General features: G+C 59.2%; 14 protein-coding genes. 10 read left to right on the top strand and 4 right to left on the bottom strand.

Annotated features, from left to right (window positions below; genetic code table 11):
* The first annotated feature begins 225 nt into the window (after nt 1–225).
* The gene (locus ACM6IQ_RS19190; RefSeq protein ID WP_414879554.1) at nt 226–2,508 is read left to right on the top strand and encodes a putative bifunctional diguanylate cyclase/phosphodiesterase; all 2,283 of its coding nucleotides are present in this window, start codon (nt 226–228) and stop codon (nt 2,506–2,508) included.
* Here ACM6IQ_RS19190 and ACM6IQ_RS19185 read toward each other — a convergent pair.
* The gene (locus tag ACM6IQ_RS19185; protein ID WP_414879553.1) at nt 2,399–3,295 is read right to left on the bottom strand and encodes an NAD(P)-dependent oxidoreductase; all 897 of its coding nucleotides are present in this window, start codon (nt 3,293–3,295) and stop codon (nt 2,399–2,401) included. The genes ACM6IQ_RS19190 and ACM6IQ_RS19185 overlap by 110 nt on opposite strands.
* Before the next feature lie 197 nt (nt 3,296–3,492).
* Between ACM6IQ_RS19185 and ACM6IQ_RS19180 the strand changes: the two genes are divergently transcribed.
* On the top strand, nt 3,493–5,688 hold the full coding sequence (locus tag ACM6IQ_RS19180; RefSeq protein ID WP_414879552.1) for a hypothetical protein: 2,196 nt from the start codon (nt 3,493–3,495) through the stop codon (nt 5,686–5,688).
* A gap of 299 nt (nt 5,689–5,987) precedes the next feature.
* Here ACM6IQ_RS19180 and ACM6IQ_RS19175 read toward each other — a convergent pair whose 3' ends face one another.
* The gene (locus ACM6IQ_RS19175) at nt 5,988–6,293 is read right to left on the bottom strand and encodes a DUF2288 domain-containing protein (RefSeq protein WP_414879551.1); all 306 of its coding nucleotides are present in this window, start codon (nt 6,291–6,293) and stop codon (nt 5,988–5,990) included.
* A 339-nt stretch (nt 6,294–6,632) separates the two neighbouring features.
* On the opposite strand from ACM6IQ_RS19175, the gene ACM6IQ_RS19170 reads away from it, so the two are divergent.
* From ACM6IQ_RS19170 to ACM6IQ_RS19150, 5 genes are all read left to right on the top strand, one after another.
* Nucleotides 6,633–7,760: a branched-chain amino acid ABC transporter substrate-binding protein gene (locus ACM6IQ_RS19170; protein ID WP_017336823.1), complete on the top strand. Its 1,128-nt coding sequence runs from the start codon at nt 6,633–6,635 to the stop codon at nt 7,758–7,760.
* 232 nt (nt 7,761–7,992) lie between these two features.
* The gene (gene livH / locus ACM6IQ_RS19165) at nt 7,993–8,916 is read left to right on the top strand and encodes a high-affinity branched-chain amino acid ABC transporter permease LivH (protein ID WP_017336822.1); all 924 of its coding nucleotides are present in this window, start codon (nt 7,993–7,995) and stop codon (nt 8,914–8,916) included.
* On the top strand, nt 8,913–10,169 hold the full coding sequence (locus tag ACM6IQ_RS19160) for a high-affinity branched-chain amino acid ABC transporter permease LivM (RefSeq protein ID WP_017336821.1): 1,257 nt from the start codon (nt 8,913–8,915) through the stop codon (nt 10,167–10,169). Before livH ends, ACM6IQ_RS19160 begins: the two co-directional genes overlap by 4 nt.
* Nucleotides 10,166–10,933: a high-affinity branched-chain amino acid ABC transporter ATP-binding protein LivG gene (gene livG, locus ACM6IQ_RS19155; RefSeq protein ID WP_017336820.1), complete on the top strand. Its 768-nt coding sequence runs from the start codon at nt 10,166–10,168 to the stop codon at nt 10,931–10,933. The genes ACM6IQ_RS19160 and livG overlap by 4 nt, the downstream gene beginning before the upstream one ends.
* On the top strand, nt 10,934–11,635 hold the full coding sequence (locus ACM6IQ_RS19150) for an ABC transporter ATP-binding protein (RefSeq protein ID WP_017336819.1): 702 nt from the start codon (nt 10,934–10,936) through the stop codon (nt 11,633–11,635).
* 98 nt (nt 11,636–11,733) lie between these two features.
* Here the strand turns inward: ACM6IQ_RS19150 and ACM6IQ_RS19145 are convergent, their stop codons facing one another.
* The gene (locus ACM6IQ_RS19145; protein ID WP_414879550.1) at nt 11,734–12,642 is read right to left on the bottom strand and encodes a LysR family transcriptional regulator; all 909 of its coding nucleotides are present in this window, start codon (nt 12,640–12,642) and stop codon (nt 11,734–11,736) included.
* Between the two features lie 105 nt (nt 12,643–12,747).
* Between ACM6IQ_RS19145 and ACM6IQ_RS19140 the strand changes: the two genes are divergently transcribed.
* The 3 genes from ACM6IQ_RS19140 to ACM6IQ_RS19130 all read left to right on the top strand — a co-directional run bounded on the left by ACM6IQ_RS19140 (nt 12,748) and on the right by ACM6IQ_RS19130 (nt 15,769).
* On the top strand, nt 12,748–13,347 hold the full coding sequence (locus ACM6IQ_RS19140) for a short chain dehydrogenase (RefSeq protein WP_017336817.1): 600 nt from the start codon (nt 12,748–12,750) through the stop codon (nt 13,345–13,347).
* Nucleotides 13,348–13,406: 59 nt separating this feature from the next.
* On the top strand, nt 13,407–14,060 hold the full coding sequence (locus ACM6IQ_RS19135) for a COG3650 family protein (RefSeq protein WP_017336816.1): 654 nt from the start codon (nt 13,407–13,409) through the stop codon (nt 14,058–14,060).
* A 95-nt stretch (nt 14,061–14,155) separates the two neighbouring features.
* Nucleotides 14,156–15,769: an NAD(P)/FAD-dependent oxidoreductase gene (locus ACM6IQ_RS19130; protein WP_414879549.1), complete on the top strand. Its 1,614-nt coding sequence runs from the start codon at nt 14,156–14,158 to the stop codon at nt 15,767–15,769.
* Between the two features lie 87 nt (nt 15,770–15,856).
* Here the strand turns inward: ACM6IQ_RS19130 and ACM6IQ_RS19125 are convergent, their stop codons facing one another.
* Nucleotides 15,857–16,951 carry a PLP-dependent cysteine synthase family protein gene (locus tag ACM6IQ_RS19125; protein ID WP_414879548.1) on the bottom strand — a complete coding sequence of 365 codons (1,095 nt, stop codon included), beginning with the start codon at nt 16,949–16,951 and terminating at the stop codon, nt 15,857–15,859.
* Nucleotides 16,952–17,100: the final 149 nt, after the last annotated feature.

Here is a 17,100-nt window from a genome sequence, read left to right as displayed (position 1 = left end):
AATCTAGTCAGGCCCGCCAGAGCTGTCTGTAATTATTCGTAAAGCTGATACCGCCCCATGGAACCCGGCGCGGTGCATGCAACAATTTATGTCTAAGCAATCCAAAACTCATTCCAAAAAGATCGAAATCAATATGCCACTACGGCTTGCGGCCTTTCTATGAGTTCTATACTCCCAAGCATTCGCCAGCGTGCATGACGCGGCCAGGACAAGACGAGGAATGCTATGGAGTGGCTTGGTTTGCGTTTTATTACCGAGCTGACCGCAAACGGGCAGGTTTTCCTCAATTGCACACATGACCCCTTTCTGGTGCTACTGGCCTATCTGGTCGCCTGCGTGGGCGGTTTCGCCACACTGGACATGGCCGAGCGAGTCGGTCATTCGGAAAATCCCGCCTCTCAACGACTCTGGCGCTGGGTGGGTTCCGCCTGCCTGGCAGGCGGGATCTGGGCCATGCATTTCATCGGCATGCTGGCGTTTCAGGCGCCCGTCGAGATTAACTACGAACTGCCCATCACCATTGCCTCTCTGCTGATTGCACTGTCCGCCTCGTGGCTGGCGATGCTCATCCTCAGTCACCCTCACCTGAACATCTGGCAATACGCCCAGGCTTCGATCTGCATCGGGCTGGGCATCGCCACCATGCATTACGTGGGCATGGCGGCCATGCGTTCGAATGCGATGACCTATTACCAGCCGGCGCTGTTCACCCTCTCCATCGTGATCGCCATTGCCGCCAGCTTCGCGGCACTGTTGCTGTCGAGTCGCCTGCGCGATGGCTCTGGCACGACCCATCAATTGGTCAAGTTCAGCGCCAGCCTGGTACTCGGGGCAGGCATTATCAGCATGCATTTCACCGGTATGGCCGCCTTCAACCTGGTGCTGCCAACCGGCAGCCCGCTGACACTGCCCGGTGACAACAATCACCTGCAACTGGGGCTGACGGTGGCGGTGATGACGTTGCTGATCATCGGCAGCAGCATCAGCGCGGCATTGGCGGACAAGAAACTGCAGTACAAGGAACGCGACCTGCAACGGGTCAACACGCTGCTCGGCCAACTGGACCAGGCGCGCCTGTCGCTGCAACACGTGGCGAACTATGACGCGTTGACCAACCTGATCAACCGGCGAGGCTTCAACCAGATCTTCGCCGAAAGGCTGCTCCAGAAAACCAATGAAGGCGGCATGCTGGCGGTGATGTTTCTCGACATCGACCACTTCAAGCGAATCAATGACAGCCTCGGCCATGATGCCGGCGATGAACTGCTTAAAGTCCTGGCCCAGCACATCAAGGGTTCGGTACGCGGCCACGAAAATGTGGTGGCGCGCTTCGGTGGTGACGAGTTCTGCCTGCTCATCAGTCTGCGCGATCGCGAAGAAGCACGGCACATGGCCCAGCGCATCATGCTGAAAATGAAGGAGCCGATCGAGCTGTCAGGGCGGCGCATGGTGATGACCACCAGCATCGGTATCAGCCTGTTTCCCGACGATGGCACCACTTGCGAAGAACTGCTCAAACACGCCGACCTGGCGCTGTACCAATCCAAGGGCAACGGTCGCAATGGTCTGAATTTCTTCAGCTCAAACCTGAAAACCCGTGCCACGCTGGAATTGCAGCTAGAAGAAGAGCTGCGCCAGGCCCTCAGCGAAAACAGCGGGCTGGTGCTCCACTACCAACCCGTCCAGGACCTGAAAACCGGCCAGGTCAGCAAGCTTGAAGCACTGGTCCGCTGGCAACATCCGGTTCACGGACTGCTGGCGCCGGACCGCTTCATTGCCATTGCCGAGGCCAACGGCCTGATCGCCGAGCTGGACAACTGGGTCCTGCGCAAAGCCTGTGAGGACTTGGCCACATTGTCGCGCGAAGGCTGTGAAACCCTGCATATCGCGGTGAACTGCTCGCCCCTGAACCTGGCGCGTGAAGAGCTGGCCACTGAAATCGAACAGGCACTGTGGGCAACCGGGATTGCGCCGCAGCGCCTGGAACTGGAAGTGACCGAGAACGCACTGATGAACAACATCGCCGAGACGCTGGTGTTACTGCGCCAGATTCGCGCCCTCGGCGTTTCGCTGTCGATCGACGATTTCGGCACCGGCTACTCATCGCTGGCTTACCTCAAGCGCCTGCCGCTCAACACGCTGAAGATCGACCGCTCGTTCCTTCAGGACATCCCCAATGCGACCCAGGACATGGAAATTGTCCAGGCGATCATCGTCATGGCCCACACGCTGCATTTGCAGGTCGTCACCGAAGGCGTCGAAACCCCCGAGCAATTCGCGTTTCTGGAGCGCAACGGCTGCGATTTCGTGCAGGGCTTCCTGCTCAGTCGCCCGGTGCCGCTGACGGAGTTGCGTCCTGTGCTGGACGAGATCAACCAACGCAAACATACGCGCGGGTTCACTCCTTTGAATCTGGCTCGCGGTACAGCTGCACTAACGTTGACGGGTCCTTTTGCAAAAAGCCCTGAGCCCCATGCAGGCGCATCAGTTGCGCAGCCAATCCGCTGACTGGCGTGGCCGAGCCCTGTTCACGGGAAAATTTCACCGCGGTGTCAAGGTCCTTGAGCAGCGTGCGCACGTGCCATTTCACGGGTTCGAAGCGGCTTTCGGCCATTTGCGGGGCGAGGATCTGCAAGGGTCGGGAATCGGCAAAACCACCTGCCAGGGCTTCGGCGATCAGGCTGGCCTGCACACCGGAACGCTCGGCCAGCGCCACCACTTCGGCGATGACCAGGGCGTTGCAAGCGACAATCATCTGATTACAGACTTTGGTCACCTGCCCCGCCCCGACCGCGCCCATATGGGTGACGCGCTGGCCGAGGTTCAGCAGTACAGGCTTGACACGCTCAAGGTCCGCCGCTTCGCCGCCCACCATGATGGCCAGGCTACCGGCCTCGGCGCCGACCACACCGCCGGACACCGGAGCGTCCAGCCAGCTCATGCCGGTCTGGCTGGCCAGCCGCGCTGACATTTCCCGCGTCGCGGTGGGTTCCAGGCTGGAAAAATCCACCAACAGCTGGCCGCTTTTCCCACCCTCGGCAATCCCGCCCGGACCAAACACCACCTCGCGCACCACTGGCGTGTCCGCCAGACACAGCATCACCACCTCCGCGTGCCGACAGAGTTCGGCGGGCGTCTTCACCTGCCGCGCTCCCGCTTCTACCAAAGGCGCGCACTTGTCCGGATTACGGTTCCACACCGCCAGCGGATAACCCGCCGCCAGCAAGCGCCGACACATCGGCAAACCCATCAGGCCGATCCCGGCAAAACCCAACGAAGGTAGCGTTGACATCATTTGGCCTTCTTTTCGATTAAAGATCGCCAAATATTGGCCGATTCATCATGACTAAGGAAAGGATTCCCCCGAGTGATGCTCAGGCCACCCCCTGACGCTTGGGCCAATGACGCGCTGAAAACAAGACGCGAGAACCCATCCGTGACGGTTCGACGACAGTAGTCGCCCGACCGACCAGCCCAGGTACATGGCGCACAATGACTTCCAAAAACAATCCGGCCACTGCGATATCCGATCTGACGCTGAGCCCCGCGGCGAACAGCCCCGCACCGTCGAAGCCATTGACGCCGTCGCGCCCGCTGGCGACTCAGCAATACCTGTACTTCACCGAAACCAACACCGACCGCATCCTCGATAACCTCGACGGCCTGCGCGACCTGGTATTCCCGCGCCCGCCGCACCTGGAAGGCGATAACGAGCAACACAGCGACCAGGAATTCCCGTCAGTGTGCCTGATCGGCCTCGGTCGCTGCGGCTCGAACATTGCGCTGGACGTCGCGGAGCTGGTGTACAACGCGCGCAAGTTCTACCTCAACGAATTCAACAACGAAGACCGCCTGTCGCCGGACAAACGCTACGCCGAAAAGGGCTACAGCCCGGCCCAGTGGATCCGCAACAACCTGCGCCTGGGGACGAACAAGGCCACCAAACCGGTGTTCCTGGTCGAGCCGCTGGTGATGCTCGGCGACCTGGACAAAGACATCGCCGGTCGTATCCGCTTCTCGCGCAAGGGCGAAAAAAGCGGCTTCCTGCGCGACTACAGCAAAATGAAAATCATGGACTTGTCGGAAGTCCACGCCGGTGGTGCCGGTAACGCGCCGATCCTCGGCCAGTACCTGGCCAAGATCATCCTGAACAAGGACACCCAGCGTTTTTCCAGCCCTGACTGGAAGATGATTCACTCGTACCTGATCGACAGCTGCGGTATCAAGGCCAACCAGTCGCGCCTGTATTTCTCGATCTTCAGTGCCGGCGGCGGTACCGGTTCGGGCATGGCGTCGGAATTCGGCCTGGCCCAGCAGCACTCGTACATGAACAAGACGTTCGACACCAAACCGATGGACGAGCATGACGGCAAGAGCGGTCATTCCTTCGTCTTCGAACCGATCTTCACCAGCGGCATTTGCGTACTGCCGAACATTTCCGATCACCGCAGTGAAATGTCCGAGGCGCTGCACATCAACGCCGGTCGTCTGCTGTGCAAATACCTGTCGGAAGAGTGGGACTTCTCCTACAACTTCGCCAACGAAGACAGCAGCGAAGCGAGCGTCATGGGTCGTATCCGCCCATGGAACGCCATGATGCTGATCTCCAACGACATCATGCGGTATGCCGAAGAAAGCGATGACGGCAACATCCAGAACATCGACGTCAACGCGATGGAAAAGCACGCCAACCAGTACATCTCGCAGCAGATCTTCAACATCCTGACGGCGCAGGCGGTCACGACCGACTACGACCAGAACTATTTCCGTCGCGCCGGCATCGACATCGGCGAGACCATTCGCCTCGACGCCAACGACCTGTTCATGAGTCTGGCTGGCCCGGTGGCGATTGCCTACGCCGAATCCGTGGTACCGGAAACGCCGCCACCGAGCAGCGACAAGTTCAAGGTGTTCGAAAAAGAACCGCAGCGCCTGAACATCGATGACCTGTTCTTCCGCTCCATCGACCTGCCGCACTTCAATAAAGTCACCCAGGCCATCGAAGGCATCAGCCTGTTGCCGATCGAATCCAAGCGCTATCGGGCGTCGCTGGAGCAGTACAAGAATTCCGGTTATGACGCGGCCGCGTTGCACGACCTGCACTTCTTCAAGAACTGCTCGTCGGTGGTCTCGATCGTGTCCCTGCCCAAAGACTACAAACTGTCCTACATGGACCTGAACCGGTTGAAGACTCACCTCAACAGCCTGTTCCCGAACACCACGCTCAAGCGCTACGCGCTGGTGATCGGCGCGTCGGCCAACTTGTCGCTGACCACATTGATCGCCAAGAGCCCGTGCCTGTCGGACGATTTCCTGACGCTGATCGTCGCGTTCATCAAGCGCTGCTTCGCGAAGAACCCGTACCGCTTCGACGATACGCTGGATAACTCGATCCTGGACTTCATCATCAATGAAGAGTTCGACGAAGACCTGATCGACGACTTGCTCAACGAGTTCGAAAACCCGGCGAAGATCCTCGATACCAACTGGTATGCGATCAAACCGATGTACGAGAAGAAGTACCGCGAGCTGATCAACGACAAGGACAAGTTTGTCTCGATCAACGACATTCGGCTGTCGCGTGATTGCGTGAAGAAGGCGATCAAGTATCTGCGCGAGATCTACCGTCACCGGATCGGCAAGACCAAGGTTATTTCGCTCAATAACCATACTGGTAAAACCTTCTAAAACCGCGTCGCGCCCAATCGCGAGCAGGCTCGCTCCCACAGGGATCGCATTTCTTCTGAAGAAACGCGGTTAACTGTGGGAGCGAGCCTGCTCGCGATGGCGGCGGCACATTCACCGCGAAATCCAACATCCAGAAACAATTAAGCAGCCCATCGGCTGCTCAATAAACTGTTCCCGTTACGTTTACGTCACCGTGATGCTGGCCACGCCTGTGGCCTTTCTCTACGGCAACATGCCATCACGCTACTCGGCTACACACTTTTGTTCGGCGAACTCGCGCACTCATTCGGTGCAGAGATTCACTTCGTCGCCCTTTCCTGGATCATAATCCACGGCGAAACCACCACTGCCCACAGCTCCGGGTCACGTTCAAAAAGATCCAGCGCCCGCGTTTCAGGCAGCTTGGCGACCTCGTCGGCGGCCAGCCAGGCAGCCACTTTCTCACCGTCATCGGTCGCTACAGCCTCCGCCGCCGCAATCAAATCCAGCTCAGGACTGACCCACAATAGGGCACCCTTGGCGAAGAACGGCTCCAGCTCTTTCCAGGTAATAGATGCGGTTTCACCAAGCAGCTTGGCATAGAGGGTGCTAGGTTCTTGAGTCATGGGTCCTGTCCGGAAAAGAAATCGACGTGGATGATAACGTTGGTGGTCTGGCAGAAAAACCCGGAAGCAATTGAGTCGCCGATTGAAAACTGCAGGAAAGCCAAGGATTGCTGATATTTCAGCTGAAGCCCCCGCCGCAATTCTGTCTTTTTCTTTCAAAAAAGCGACACCCCCTGATTTTGCCCCCTGGCGCCAGCTTCCCAGGCTAACAATCGGCGCTCTACACTGTACCGGTACAGTTGCCGGGGGCATTTTCCGGAGGATGTCGAAGATATCTGACCCGGTTCTGCTGCTACGGCGCCAGGACTATAAAAACTACAACAGTAAGAGTGGAGCACTATGACTAAGGCTACTAAGCAGATTTCCAAACTGTTTGCCGCTATGGTTCTGGCCGGGGTTGCCAGCCATTCGTTCGCAGCTGACACCATCAAGATCGGCATCGCCGGCCCTAAGACCGGTCCTGTAGCCCAATACGGCGACATGCAGTTCAGTGGCGCCAAAATGGCCATCGAACAAATCAACGCCAAGGGCGGCGTAGACGGCAAGAAACTCGAAGCCGTTGAGTACGATGACGCCTGTGATCCAAAACAAGCTGTGGCTGTCGCGAACAAGGTCGTCAACGACGGCGTCAAGTTCGTGGTCGGTCACCTGTGCTCCAGCTCCACTCAACCGGCTTCGGACATCTACGAAGACGAAGGCGTGATCATGATCACCCCGGCTGCCACCAGCCCGGACATCACCAACCGTGGTTACAAAATGGTGTTCCGCACCATCGGTCTGGACAGCGCCCAGGGCCCTGCCGCCGGTAACTACATTGCCGATCACGTAAAACCGAAAATCGTTGCTGTCCTGCACGACAAACAGCAATACGGTGAAGGCATCGCCACCGCCGTTAAACAGACCCTCGAGAAGAAAGGCACCAAGGTCGCCGTGTTCGAAGGCATTAACGCCGGCGACAAGGACTTCTCCTCGATCATCGCCAAGCTCAAGCAAGCCAACGTCGACTTCGTCTACTACGGCGGCTACCACCCTGAGCTGGGCCTGATCCTGCGTCAATCCCAGGAAAAAGGCCTGAAAGCCAAGTTCATGGGTCCGGAAGGCGTGGGTAACGACTCCATTTCGCAGATCGCCAAGGATGCTTCCGAAGGTCTGTTGGTCACCCTGCCGAAATCCTTCGACCAGGATCCGGCCAACGTTGCCCTGGCTGACGCCTTCAAAGCGAAGAAAGAAGACCCGAGCGGTCCGTTCGTATTCCCGGCCTACTCGGCTGTGGAAGTGATCGCTGAAGGCATCAAGGCTGCCAAGTCCGAAGACACCGCCAAAGTGGCTGCTGCCATCCACGCAGGCACCTTCAAGACGCCTACCGGCGACCTGAGCTTCGACGACAAGGGCGACCTGAAAGACTTCAAATTTGTGGTTTACGAGTGGCACTTCGGCAAACCAAAAACTGAAGCCAAGCCTCAGTAAGGCGTTGCCTGACTGACTGCCAATAAAGCCCACGGCGTGCCGTGGGCTTTGTTTTACGAACGTATTGGGCCGCGCTGGCGTGATCCGCCAGTCTCCCCACCTGAAAATCTCAAAACCGTCATCAGCGGTTCGCTGGCAAACCTCGCGTTCGAAGTGGATGCAGATCCACGGGGCTCGAGCGGGAAAATGACTCCACCAGTGAAATGCGTATCAGGTTTTTAGGAGCGCTGTAATGCCTGACATCTATCACTTCTTCCAACAGCTGGTTAATGGTCTGACCATTGGCAGCACGTATGCCCTGATCGCCATCGGCTATACGATGGTTTACGGCATCATTGGAATGATCAACTTCGCCCACGGCGAGGTGTACATGATCGGCTCCTACGTGGCGTTCATCGCCATCGCCGGGCTGGCCATGATGGGACTCGACAGTGTTCCGCTGTTGATGACCGCCGCTTTCCTCGCGACCATTGTCGTGACCAGTGCCTACGGTTACAGCATCGAACGGATCGCCTACCGCCCCTTGCGCGGCAGCAACCGTCTGATCCCGCTGATTTCCGCCATCGGCATGTCGATTTTCCTGCAGAACACGGTTCTGCTGGCGCAAGACTCCAAGGACAAATCCATCCCCAACCTGATCCCCGGCAACTTCACCATCGGGCCAGGTGGCGCACATGAAGTGCTGATTTCCTACATGCAAATCGTGGTGTTCGTGGTGACGCTGGTCGCCATGGTCGGCCTGACGCTGTTCATCTCCCGCTCTCGCCTGGGTCGCGCCTGCCGCGCCTGCGCAGAAGACATCAAGATGGCCAACCTGCTGGGTATCAACACCAACAACATCATCGCCCTGACCTTTGTCATCGGTGCCGCACTGGCCGCCATCGCCGCCGTGCTGCTGAGCATGCAATACGGCGTGATCAACCCGAACGCCGGTTTCCTCGTCGGCCTCAAGGCCTTCACCGCAGCGGTACTGGGCGGTATCGGCAGCATCCCGGGCGCCATGCTCGGCGGGCTGGTGCTTGGGGTCGCGGAAGCCTTCGGTGCCGATATCTTCGGCGACCAGTACAAGGACGTCGTGGCGTTCGGTCTATTGGTTCTGGTGTTGTTGTTCCGGCCAACCGGCCTGCTGGGCCGTCCGGAGGTTGAGAAAGTATGACTAGGAATCTTAAACAGGCGTTGTTCAGCGCCTTGCTGGTGTGGGCGGTTGCCTACCCGGTACTCGGTCTGAAACTGACCATCGTCGGTATCAACCTGGAAGTCCACGGCACCAGCACTGCAACGCTGATCACCATAGCCGTGTGCTCTGTGCTGATGTTCCTGCGGGTGTTGTTCGATCAGCAGATCAGCTCGGCCTGGCGCTCTTCGCCAAACATGCCGTTGATGCCGGCCAAAGCCAGTAACTTCCTGACCCTGCCGACCACCCAGCGCTGGATCATCATTGCGTTGATCGCCGGTGCCCTGGTCTGGCCGTTCTTCGGCTCTCGCGGCGCGGTGGACATCGCCACCCTGGTGCTGATCTACGTGATGCTCGGCCTCGGCCTGAACATCGTGGTCGGTCTGGCCGGCCTGCTCGACCTCGGTTACGTCGGTTTCTACGCCGTCGGGGCCTACAGTTATGCACTGCTGTCGCATTACTACGGCTTGAGCTTCTGGATCTGCCTGCCGATCGCCGGCCTGATGGCGGCCACCTTCGGCTTCCTGCTCGGCTTCCCGGTCCTGCGTCTGCGCGGTGACTACCTGGCGATCGTGACCTTGGGATTCGGTGAAATCATCCGTCTGTTCCTGCGTAACCTCACCGGCCTCACCGGTGGCCCGAACGGCATCAGCAACATCGAGAAACCAACGTTCTTCGGCCTGACCTTCGAACGTAAAGCAGCCGAAGGCATGCAGACGTTCCACGAGTACTTCGGCCTGGAATACAACTCGATCAACAAGGTGATTTTCCTCTACCTGGTTGCGCTGTTGCTGGCCCTCGGCGCCCTGTTCGTCATCAATCGCTTGCTGCGCATGCCGATCGGTCGCGCATGGGAAGCGTTGCGTGAAGACGAAATCGCCTGCCGTGCACTGGGTCTCAATCCTACGGTCATCAAGTTGTCGGCCTTTACCCTGGGCGCCAGCTTCGCCGGTTTCGCCGGCAGCTTCTTCGCCGCCCGTCAGGGTCTGGTGACGCCGGAGTCCTTCACCTTCATCGAATCGGCGATCATCCTCGCCATCGTCGTGTTGGGTGGCATGGGCTCGCAACTGGGCGTGATCCTCGCGGCCGTGGTGATGATCCTGCTGCCTGAAATGATGCGTGAGTTCAGTGAGTACCGCATGTTGATGTTCGGCGCCTTGATGGTGCTGATGATGATCTGGCGACCTCAAGGCCTGCTGCCCATGCAACGTCCTCACATGGAGCTGCGCAAATGAGCCGCGAGATCCTTAAAGTCGAAAATCTGAGCATGCGCTTCGGCGGTTTGCTGGCGGTCAACGGCGTAGCCCTGACCGTGAAGGAAAAACAGGTGGTTGCGCTGATCGGCCCCAACGGCGCCGGCAAGACCACCGTGTTCAACTGCCTGACCGGTTTCTACAAACCAAGCGGCGGCAGCATCCTGCTGGACGGCGAGCCGATCGAAGGCCTGCCCGGCCACAAGATCGCCCTCAAAGGCGTGGTGCGAACCTTCCAGAACGTGCGGTTGTTCAAGGACATGACCGCGGTCGAGAACCTCTTGATCGCGCAGCACCGTCACCTGAACACCAACTTCCTGTCCGGTCTGTTCAAGACGCCGGGGTTCCGCAAGAGCGAACGCGAGGCGATGGAATTCGCCGAGTTCTGGCTGGACAAGGTCAACCTCACGGCGTTCGCCAACCGCCCGGCCGGCACCCTGGCCTACGGTCAGCAACGCCGCCTGGAAATCGCCCGTTGCATGATGACCCGTCCGCGGATCCTCATGCTCGACGAACCGGCCGCCGGCCTGAACCCGAAGGAAACCGAGGACCTCAAGGCGCTGATCAGCATGTTGCGTGAAGAGCACAACGTCACCGTGCTGCTGATCGAACACGACATGAAACTGGTCATGAGCATTTCCGACCACATCGTCGTGATCAACCAGGGCACGCCTCTGGCCGACGGCACGCCGGAACAGATCCGCGACAATCCTGAAGTGATCAAAGCCTACCTGGGGGAAGCGTAAATGCTGCAATTCGAAAACGTTTCCACCTTCTACGGCAAGATCCAGGCCCTGCACAGCGTCAACGTCGAAGTCCGTCAGGGCGAGATCGTGACGCTGATCGGTGCCAACGGTGCCGGCAAGTCGACCCTGCTGATGACCCTCTGCGGTTCGCCGCAAGCCCACAGCGGCAGCATCCGCTACATGGGCGAAGAGCTCGTCGGCCAGGACTCGTCGCAGATCATGCGTAAAAGCATTGCGGTCGTACCGGAAGGTCGTCGGGTGTTTGCCCGTCTGACCGTGGAAGAGAATCTGTCCATGGGCGGATTCTTCACCAACAAGGGCGATTATCAGGAACAGATGGAAAAGGTTCTCGGACTTTTCCCACGTCTGAAAGAACGCTTTGCCCAGCGCGGCGGCACCATGTCCGGCGGCGAACAGCAAATGCTCGCCATCGGCCGTGCGCTGATGAGCAAGCCCAAGCTGTTGCTGCTCGACGAGCCATCGCTGGGCCTGGCACCGATCATCATCCAGCAGATCTTCGACATCATCGAGCAACTGCGCAAGGATGGCGTGACGGTGTTCCTGGTGGAGCAGAACGCTAACCAGGCGCTGAAAATCGCTGACCGCGCGTACGTTCTGGAGAATGGCCGGGTGGTGATGCAAGGCACCGGCGAAGCGCTGCTGACCGACCCGAAAGTGCGCGAAGCGTACCTTGGTGGTTAAGCGTTTGCGGTAAACAAAAAACGGCCTGCGGGCCGTTTTTTTATGCCTGGCACAATCTCACCAACAATGAAGCCCCTTGTGGGAGGCAGACATTATCGTTAAAGCCTGTCCAGTGCCTCCCCACTGCGCTTGAACCACCCAATCAAATAATCCGCCAGCACTTGCGTGCGCTTGGGCAACCCACCCTGATACGGATGCACCAGGTACATTGGCATGCGACGTGTCTGATAGTCACGCAGGAGCCAGCGCAAACGCCCGTCAGCCAATTCCTTTTGCAGCAGGTAGGACGGCAGACGCGCAATACCCGCGCCACCCAATGCGGCTTTCTTCAACAGGCTGTAGTAGTTGCTGGCGAACGGTCCCGACACCCGCACGCGCAATAACTCGTGCTGCTGGTGATACAACCATTCTTCACGGCCGCTGTAGTGACTGTTGAGTAAACACTGATGTTCGGCGAGTGCCTGCGGCGTCAGCGGTTCGCCGTGCTGCTCAAGGTAGGCCGGGCTGGCGCAGGTCAGTTCGTGCCAGGCCAACAGCGGCCGCGCCACCAGACGCTCGTCATTGCCCACATCGGAACGCACCGCCAGATCAAAACCGTCCCGGGACAAATCACGGTAGTTGTTGTCGAGGTCGAGTTCGATCTGCACTTCGGGGTACTGGTGGGAAAACTCCAGCAACAAGCCATCGAAGAAGGTTTCCCCCAACGAGACCGGAACCGTCATCCGCACCGGCCCGGCCATGTCGTCCTTCAACCGTGCCAATGCCTGGCGCGCCCTTTCCACTTGCACCACCAAGGCCTGAGCCTGCGGCAACAGCGCCGCGCCTGCCGCCGTCAGACTCAAGCGGCGGGTGGTGCGTTGCAACAGCACCACCGAAAACCGCGTCTCCAGCAGGCTGATGCGCTTGGACAACTGGCCTTTGCTGCAACCCAGTTGCTGCGCCGCCAGGGTGAAACTGCCCGCTTCGATCAACACCGCAAACGCCGCCAGATCATCCATCTCGCTCATGGATTGTTTCCATTTGAAAACCAAAGGTTGCCTATTAGCGCGCTTATCCGCAGAAAAAACCACTCTAGACTGAAGCCACTTTCAACACACATGAGGATAAACAGCATGAAGATTCTTTTGATTGGCGCAGGCGGCACCATCGGTTCGGCGATCGACAAGGAATTGTCCGAGCGTCACGAAATCATCCGCATCGGTCGCAATAGCGGCGATCTGCAGGTGGATATCAGCGACAGCGCCTCGATTCGCAAACTGTTCGAACAGACCGGCAAGTTCGACGCGCTGGTCTGCGCTGCGGGAAACGTGACCTTTGCACCGCTGGGTGAAATGACCGAAGACAGTTTCTCCCTGGGTCTGAAAGACAAGCTGATGGGCCAGGTCAACCTGCTGCTGATCGGCCGCGAGTTCGCCAATGACGGTGCATCGTTCACCTTCACCACCGGCGTGCTCAGCCACGATCCGATTCGCAGCGGCGCCTCGGCTGCACTGGTCAACGGCGCCCTCGACAGCTTCGTGCGTGCCGCCGCGATTGAACTGCCGCGCGGTCTGCGGGTGAACTCCGTGAGTCCTAACGTTTTGCTCGAAGCAATGGGCAAATACGCACCGTACTTCCGCGGCTACAAACCGGTTCCCGCAGCCGATGTGGCACTGGCCTACGCCAAAAGCGTGGAAGGCCTGCAAACGGGCCAGACCTTTCATGTGGGCTGAGCCCTTGTGATGAACGGTCAGGCTGAGTAACGTGGCGGCACTTGTCTGGAGAGCCAAAGATGCGTGTTGCCCGTTCCTTAGTCCTTGTTGCCCTGCTTCCGCTGTTCGCCGCCTGCCAGTTATTGGATGGCCCGCGTGAAAGTGCTTCCCACGTGGGCCAGACCCGAATGCAGGGTCAACTGACGGCAGCCGACGGCAAGCTGTTGTTCCAGCCATGCAATGAGCAGCGCAGTTTCGTGGTCAACGACACCGGCGGCACCAGCGTCCTGCAGGAGGCCGCGAGCCTGGCCGATGACCGGGGCAAACTATTCGCCGACGTGCGTGGCCGGGTCGAGGGCAGCCGCCTGGATCTTGCGCAGTTGTACCGCGTCGAACGCTCGGGCACAGCGTGCGACGATCCGAATTTCAAATTGCTGATCCTGCGTGCCGCCGGCCATGGTCCGGAGTGGAACGTAAAAGTCAGCGGCAAAGGCATGGTCATCGACCGTGCGGGCCAACCGCCATTGGCCGTCCCTTATGTTGAAGAACAACTGGGTGATGGACGCTTCAACCTCAGCACTGAAGCCAACAACCAGCACATCGAACTGTGGGTCGCGCCGCAACGGTGCGTCGACAGCAGCACCGGCAGCGTCCAGCACATGAGCGCCGAATTGCGCATCGATGGCCAGGTACAACGTGGCTGCGGGTATTTCGGCGGATCGCGCGACGACTGATCGTTTAAGCCTCACGGGATTCATTCTTTGAGGCTTATAATCGCGGGCTTCAAACGCCTTGGCGCAGTTGTGCGCCCCGCGAACCGGATCCTGTCATGTTACGAATCACCGAACTCAAGCTGCCGATCGACCATCCCGATGAAGACCTGCGCCCTGCCATCGTGCAGCGCCTGGGCATCGCCAGTGATGACCTGCTCGATTACACCTTGTTCAAGCGCAGCTACGATGCGCGCAAAAAGTCCTCCGAACTGTGCTTCATCTACACCATCGACCTCACTGCGAAAGATGAGGCGGCGTTGCTGCACAAGTTCGCCGATGACCGAAACGTCAACGTGGCGCCGGATGTCAGCTACAAAGTGGTCGGCCAGGCGCCGGCCGATCTCGAGCAACGTCCGGTCGTGGTCGGTTTCGGTCCGTGCGGGATTTTCGCCGGGCTGCTGCTGGCGCAGATGGGCTTCAAGCCGATCATCCTCGAACGCGGTACCGAAGTTCGCCAGCGCACCAAGGACACTTGGGGCCTGTGGCGTAAAAGCGTGCTCAACCCCGAGTCCAACGTACAGTTTGGTGAAGGCGGCGCGGGGACATTCTCCGACGGTAAACTTTACAGCCAGATCAAGGACCCGAAATTCATCGGTCGCAAAGTCCTGCATGAATTCGTCAAAGCCGGTGCGCCGGAAGAAATCCTCTACGTCAGCAAGCCGCACATCGGTACGTTCCGTCTGACCGGCGTTGTGGAAAACATGCGTGAGCAGATTCGCGCCCTGGGCGGCGAAGTGCGCTTCCAGCAGCGCGTCACCGACGTGTTGATCGAAGACGGCCAACTGGTCGGCGTCGAGCTCAACGGCGGCGAGCAGATCCATTCGAAACACGTGATTCTGGCCCTCGGCCACAGCGCCCGCGATACCTTCCGCATGCTTCACGGTCGTGGCGTGTTCATGGAAGCCAAGCCGTTCTCGGTGGGTTTCCGTATCGAACACCCGCAGTCGCTGATCGACCGCGCGCGCCTGGGCAAATACGCCGGCCACCCGAAGCTGGGGGCCGCCGACTACAAACTGGTGCACCACGCCAAGAACGGTCGTTCGGTCTACAGCTTCTGCATGTGCCCGGGCGGCACCGTGGTCGCGGCGACGTCCGAGCCGAATCGCGTCGTGACCAACGGCATGAGCCAGTACTCGCGTAACGAACGCAACGCCAACTCCGGGATCGTCGTCGGCATCACCCCGGAAGTCGATTATCCGGGCGGCCCGCTGGCCGGTATCGAGTTGCAGGAACGCCTGGAATCCCACGCCTTTGTGCTGGGTGGCAGCAACTATGAAGCGCCGGCGCAACTGGTGGGCGATTTCATTGCGGGCAAACCGTCCACCGAGCTGGGCAGTGTTGAACCGTCCTACAAGCCAGGTGTTGCACTGGGTGATCTGGCGCTGGCCTTGCCGGCTTTCGCCATCGAAGCCATTCGCGAAGCCCTGCCGGCGTTCGAGAAGCAGATTCGTGGCTACTCGCTGCATGACGCGGTGTTGACCGGAATCGAAACGCGTACATCGTCGCCGCTGCGCATTACCCGTAACGAGTCGATGCAGAGTCTGAACGTGAAGGGCCTGTTCCCGGCGGGTGAAGGTGCAGGTTATGCGGGCGGGATTCTGTCGGCAGGTGTGGACGGGATCCGCATCGCCGAAGCAGTGGCTCGCGACATCCTTGGCCTGGAGGCTTAAGCCTTAACATCAAAAGATCGCAGCCTTCCGCAGCTCCTGCATGAGCATGCATTTCTATGTAGGAGCTGCCGAAGGTTTCGATCTTTTTTAGATATTGGCGCGCATCACGGTGTCCGGCAACGGCTCGCCCCGCTCGACACTCGCCGCCACGATATCCATCAACCCACTCAGCTCATACCCTTGGGCCTTGAGCCAATCCTGATCGTAGTAACTGGTCTCATATCGCTCGCCGCCGTCGCACAGAATCGCCACGATCGACCCCGACTCCCCCGCCGCTACCATCTGTTGGGCCGCCATCAACGCGCCGATCAGGTTGGTCCCGCTCGAACCGCCGACACGCCGCCCCAGGCGCTGCGCCAGGTAATGCATGGCGGCCAGTGACAGATCGTCCGGTACCTTGACCATCGCATCGATCACCTTCGGCAGGAACGATGCCTCGACCCGTGGCCGTCCGATGCCTTCTATCCGCGAACCGTGATCCAGGCGCAGGCTGGCATCGCCGGTCAGGTAGTAATCGAAAAACACTGAACGCTCGGCATCGGCGCATAACACGCGGGTGCAATGCTGGCGATAGCGCACGTAACGGCCGAGGGTCGCGGTGGTGCCGCCGGTGCCGGGGCTGGAAATCAGCCAGCTCGGCTCGGGGTACTGCTCGAAGCGCATCTGATGGAAGATCGATTCGGCAATGTTGTTGTTTGCCCGCCAGTCGGTGGCGCGTTCGGCGTAGGTGAACTGATCGATGAAGTGCCCGTCATGCTCGCGCGCCAGGCGCTCGGACTCAGCGTAGATCTGCGTCGGGTCGTCCACCAGATGACTCTTGCCGCCGTAGAAAGCGATCTGCGCGATCTTCTCTTTTGAGGTGGTCGCCGGCATGACCGCAATAAACGGCAGGCCCAGCAACCGGGCGAAGTACGCCTCGGAAATCGCCGTCGAACCGCTGGACGCTTCGATCACCGGCGCACCGGGTTTGAGCCAGCCGTTACACAGCGCATAGAGGAATAACGAACGCGCCAGCCGATGCTTCAGGCTGCCGGTGGGATGGCTCGACTCATCCTTGAAATACAACTCGATGCCCGGCAAACCCGGCAGGGGTAACGGGATGAGGTGGGTGTCGGCGCTGCGCTGGAAGTCGGCTTCGATGATGCGGATGGCTTCGCGGGCCCACTGTCGATTGTCGCTCATGGTGATTTTCTCGTTGAGTCGGCCTTGTCACAAGGCTCAGCCCTGAAGCTTAGGAAAAATCCGACATCCCGCACAGATACAGCTGAGCTTCAATACGTCCGACAACTGCTAGGCTCAGGTCCGTGTCGATCTTTCGGCTGCAACGGCAT

Source organism: Pseudomonas sp. IT-P100 (assembly GCF_949767185.1).
GTDB lineage: Bacteria > Pseudomonadota > Gammaproteobacteria > Pseudomonadales > Pseudomonadaceae > Aquipseudomonas > Aquipseudomonas fluorescens_B.
The sequence above is the reverse complement of the archived record's forward strand: the minus strand, read 5'-3'. Positions and strand labels throughout refer to the sequence as shown.

Excerpts from the sequence above, each read along its gene's own strand:
- ACM6IQ_RS19190 (WP_414879554.1), top strand. The coding sequence starts at position 226 with ATGGAGTGGCTTGGTTTGCGTTTTATTACCGAGCTGACCGCAAACGGG.
- ACM6IQ_RS19185 (WP_414879553.1), bottom strand. The coding sequence starts at position 3,295 with ATGATGTCAACGCTACCTTCGTTGGGTTTTGCCGGGATCGGCCTGATG.
- ACM6IQ_RS19180 (WP_414879552.1), top strand. The coding sequence starts at position 3,493 with ATGACTTCCAAAAACAATCCGGCCACTGCGATATCCGATCTGACGCTG.
- ACM6IQ_RS19175 (WP_414879551.1), bottom strand. The coding sequence starts at position 6,293 with ATGACTCAAGAACCTAGCACCCTCTATGCCAAGCTGCTTGGTGAAACC.
- ACM6IQ_RS19170 (WP_017336823.1), top strand. The coding sequence starts at position 6,633 with ATGACTAAGGCTACTAAGCAGATTTCCAAACTGTTTGCCGCTATGGTT.
- livH (WP_017336822.1), top strand. The coding sequence starts at position 7,993 with ATGCCTGACATCTATCACTTCTTCCAACAGCTGGTTAATGGTCTGACC.
- ACM6IQ_RS19160 (WP_017336821.1), top strand. The coding sequence starts at position 8,913 with ATGACTAGGAATCTTAAACAGGCGTTGTTCAGCGCCTTGCTGGTGTGG.
- livG (WP_017336820.1), top strand. The coding sequence starts at position 10,166 with ATGAGCCGCGAGATCCTTAAAGTCGAAAATCTGAGCATGCGCTTCGGC.
- ACM6IQ_RS19150 (WP_017336819.1), top strand. The coding sequence starts at position 10,934 with ATGCTGCAATTCGAAAACGTTTCCACCTTCTACGGCAAGATCCAGGCC.
- ACM6IQ_RS19145 (WP_414879550.1), bottom strand. The coding sequence starts at position 12,642 with ATGAGCGAGATGGATGATCTGGCGGCGTTTGCGGTGTTGATCGAAGCG.
- ACM6IQ_RS19140 (WP_017336817.1), top strand. The coding sequence starts at position 12,748 with ATGAAGATTCTTTTGATTGGCGCAGGCGGCACCATCGGTTCGGCGATC.
- ACM6IQ_RS19135 (WP_017336816.1), top strand. The coding sequence starts at position 13,407 with ATGCGTGTTGCCCGTTCCTTAGTCCTTGTTGCCCTGCTTCCGCTGTTC.
- ACM6IQ_RS19130 (WP_414879549.1), top strand. The coding sequence starts at position 14,156 with ATGTTACGAATCACCGAACTCAAGCTGCCGATCGACCATCCCGATGAA.
- ACM6IQ_RS19125 (WP_414879548.1), bottom strand. The coding sequence starts at position 16,951 with ATGAGCGACAATCGACAGTGGGCCCGCGAAGCCATCCGCATCATCGAA.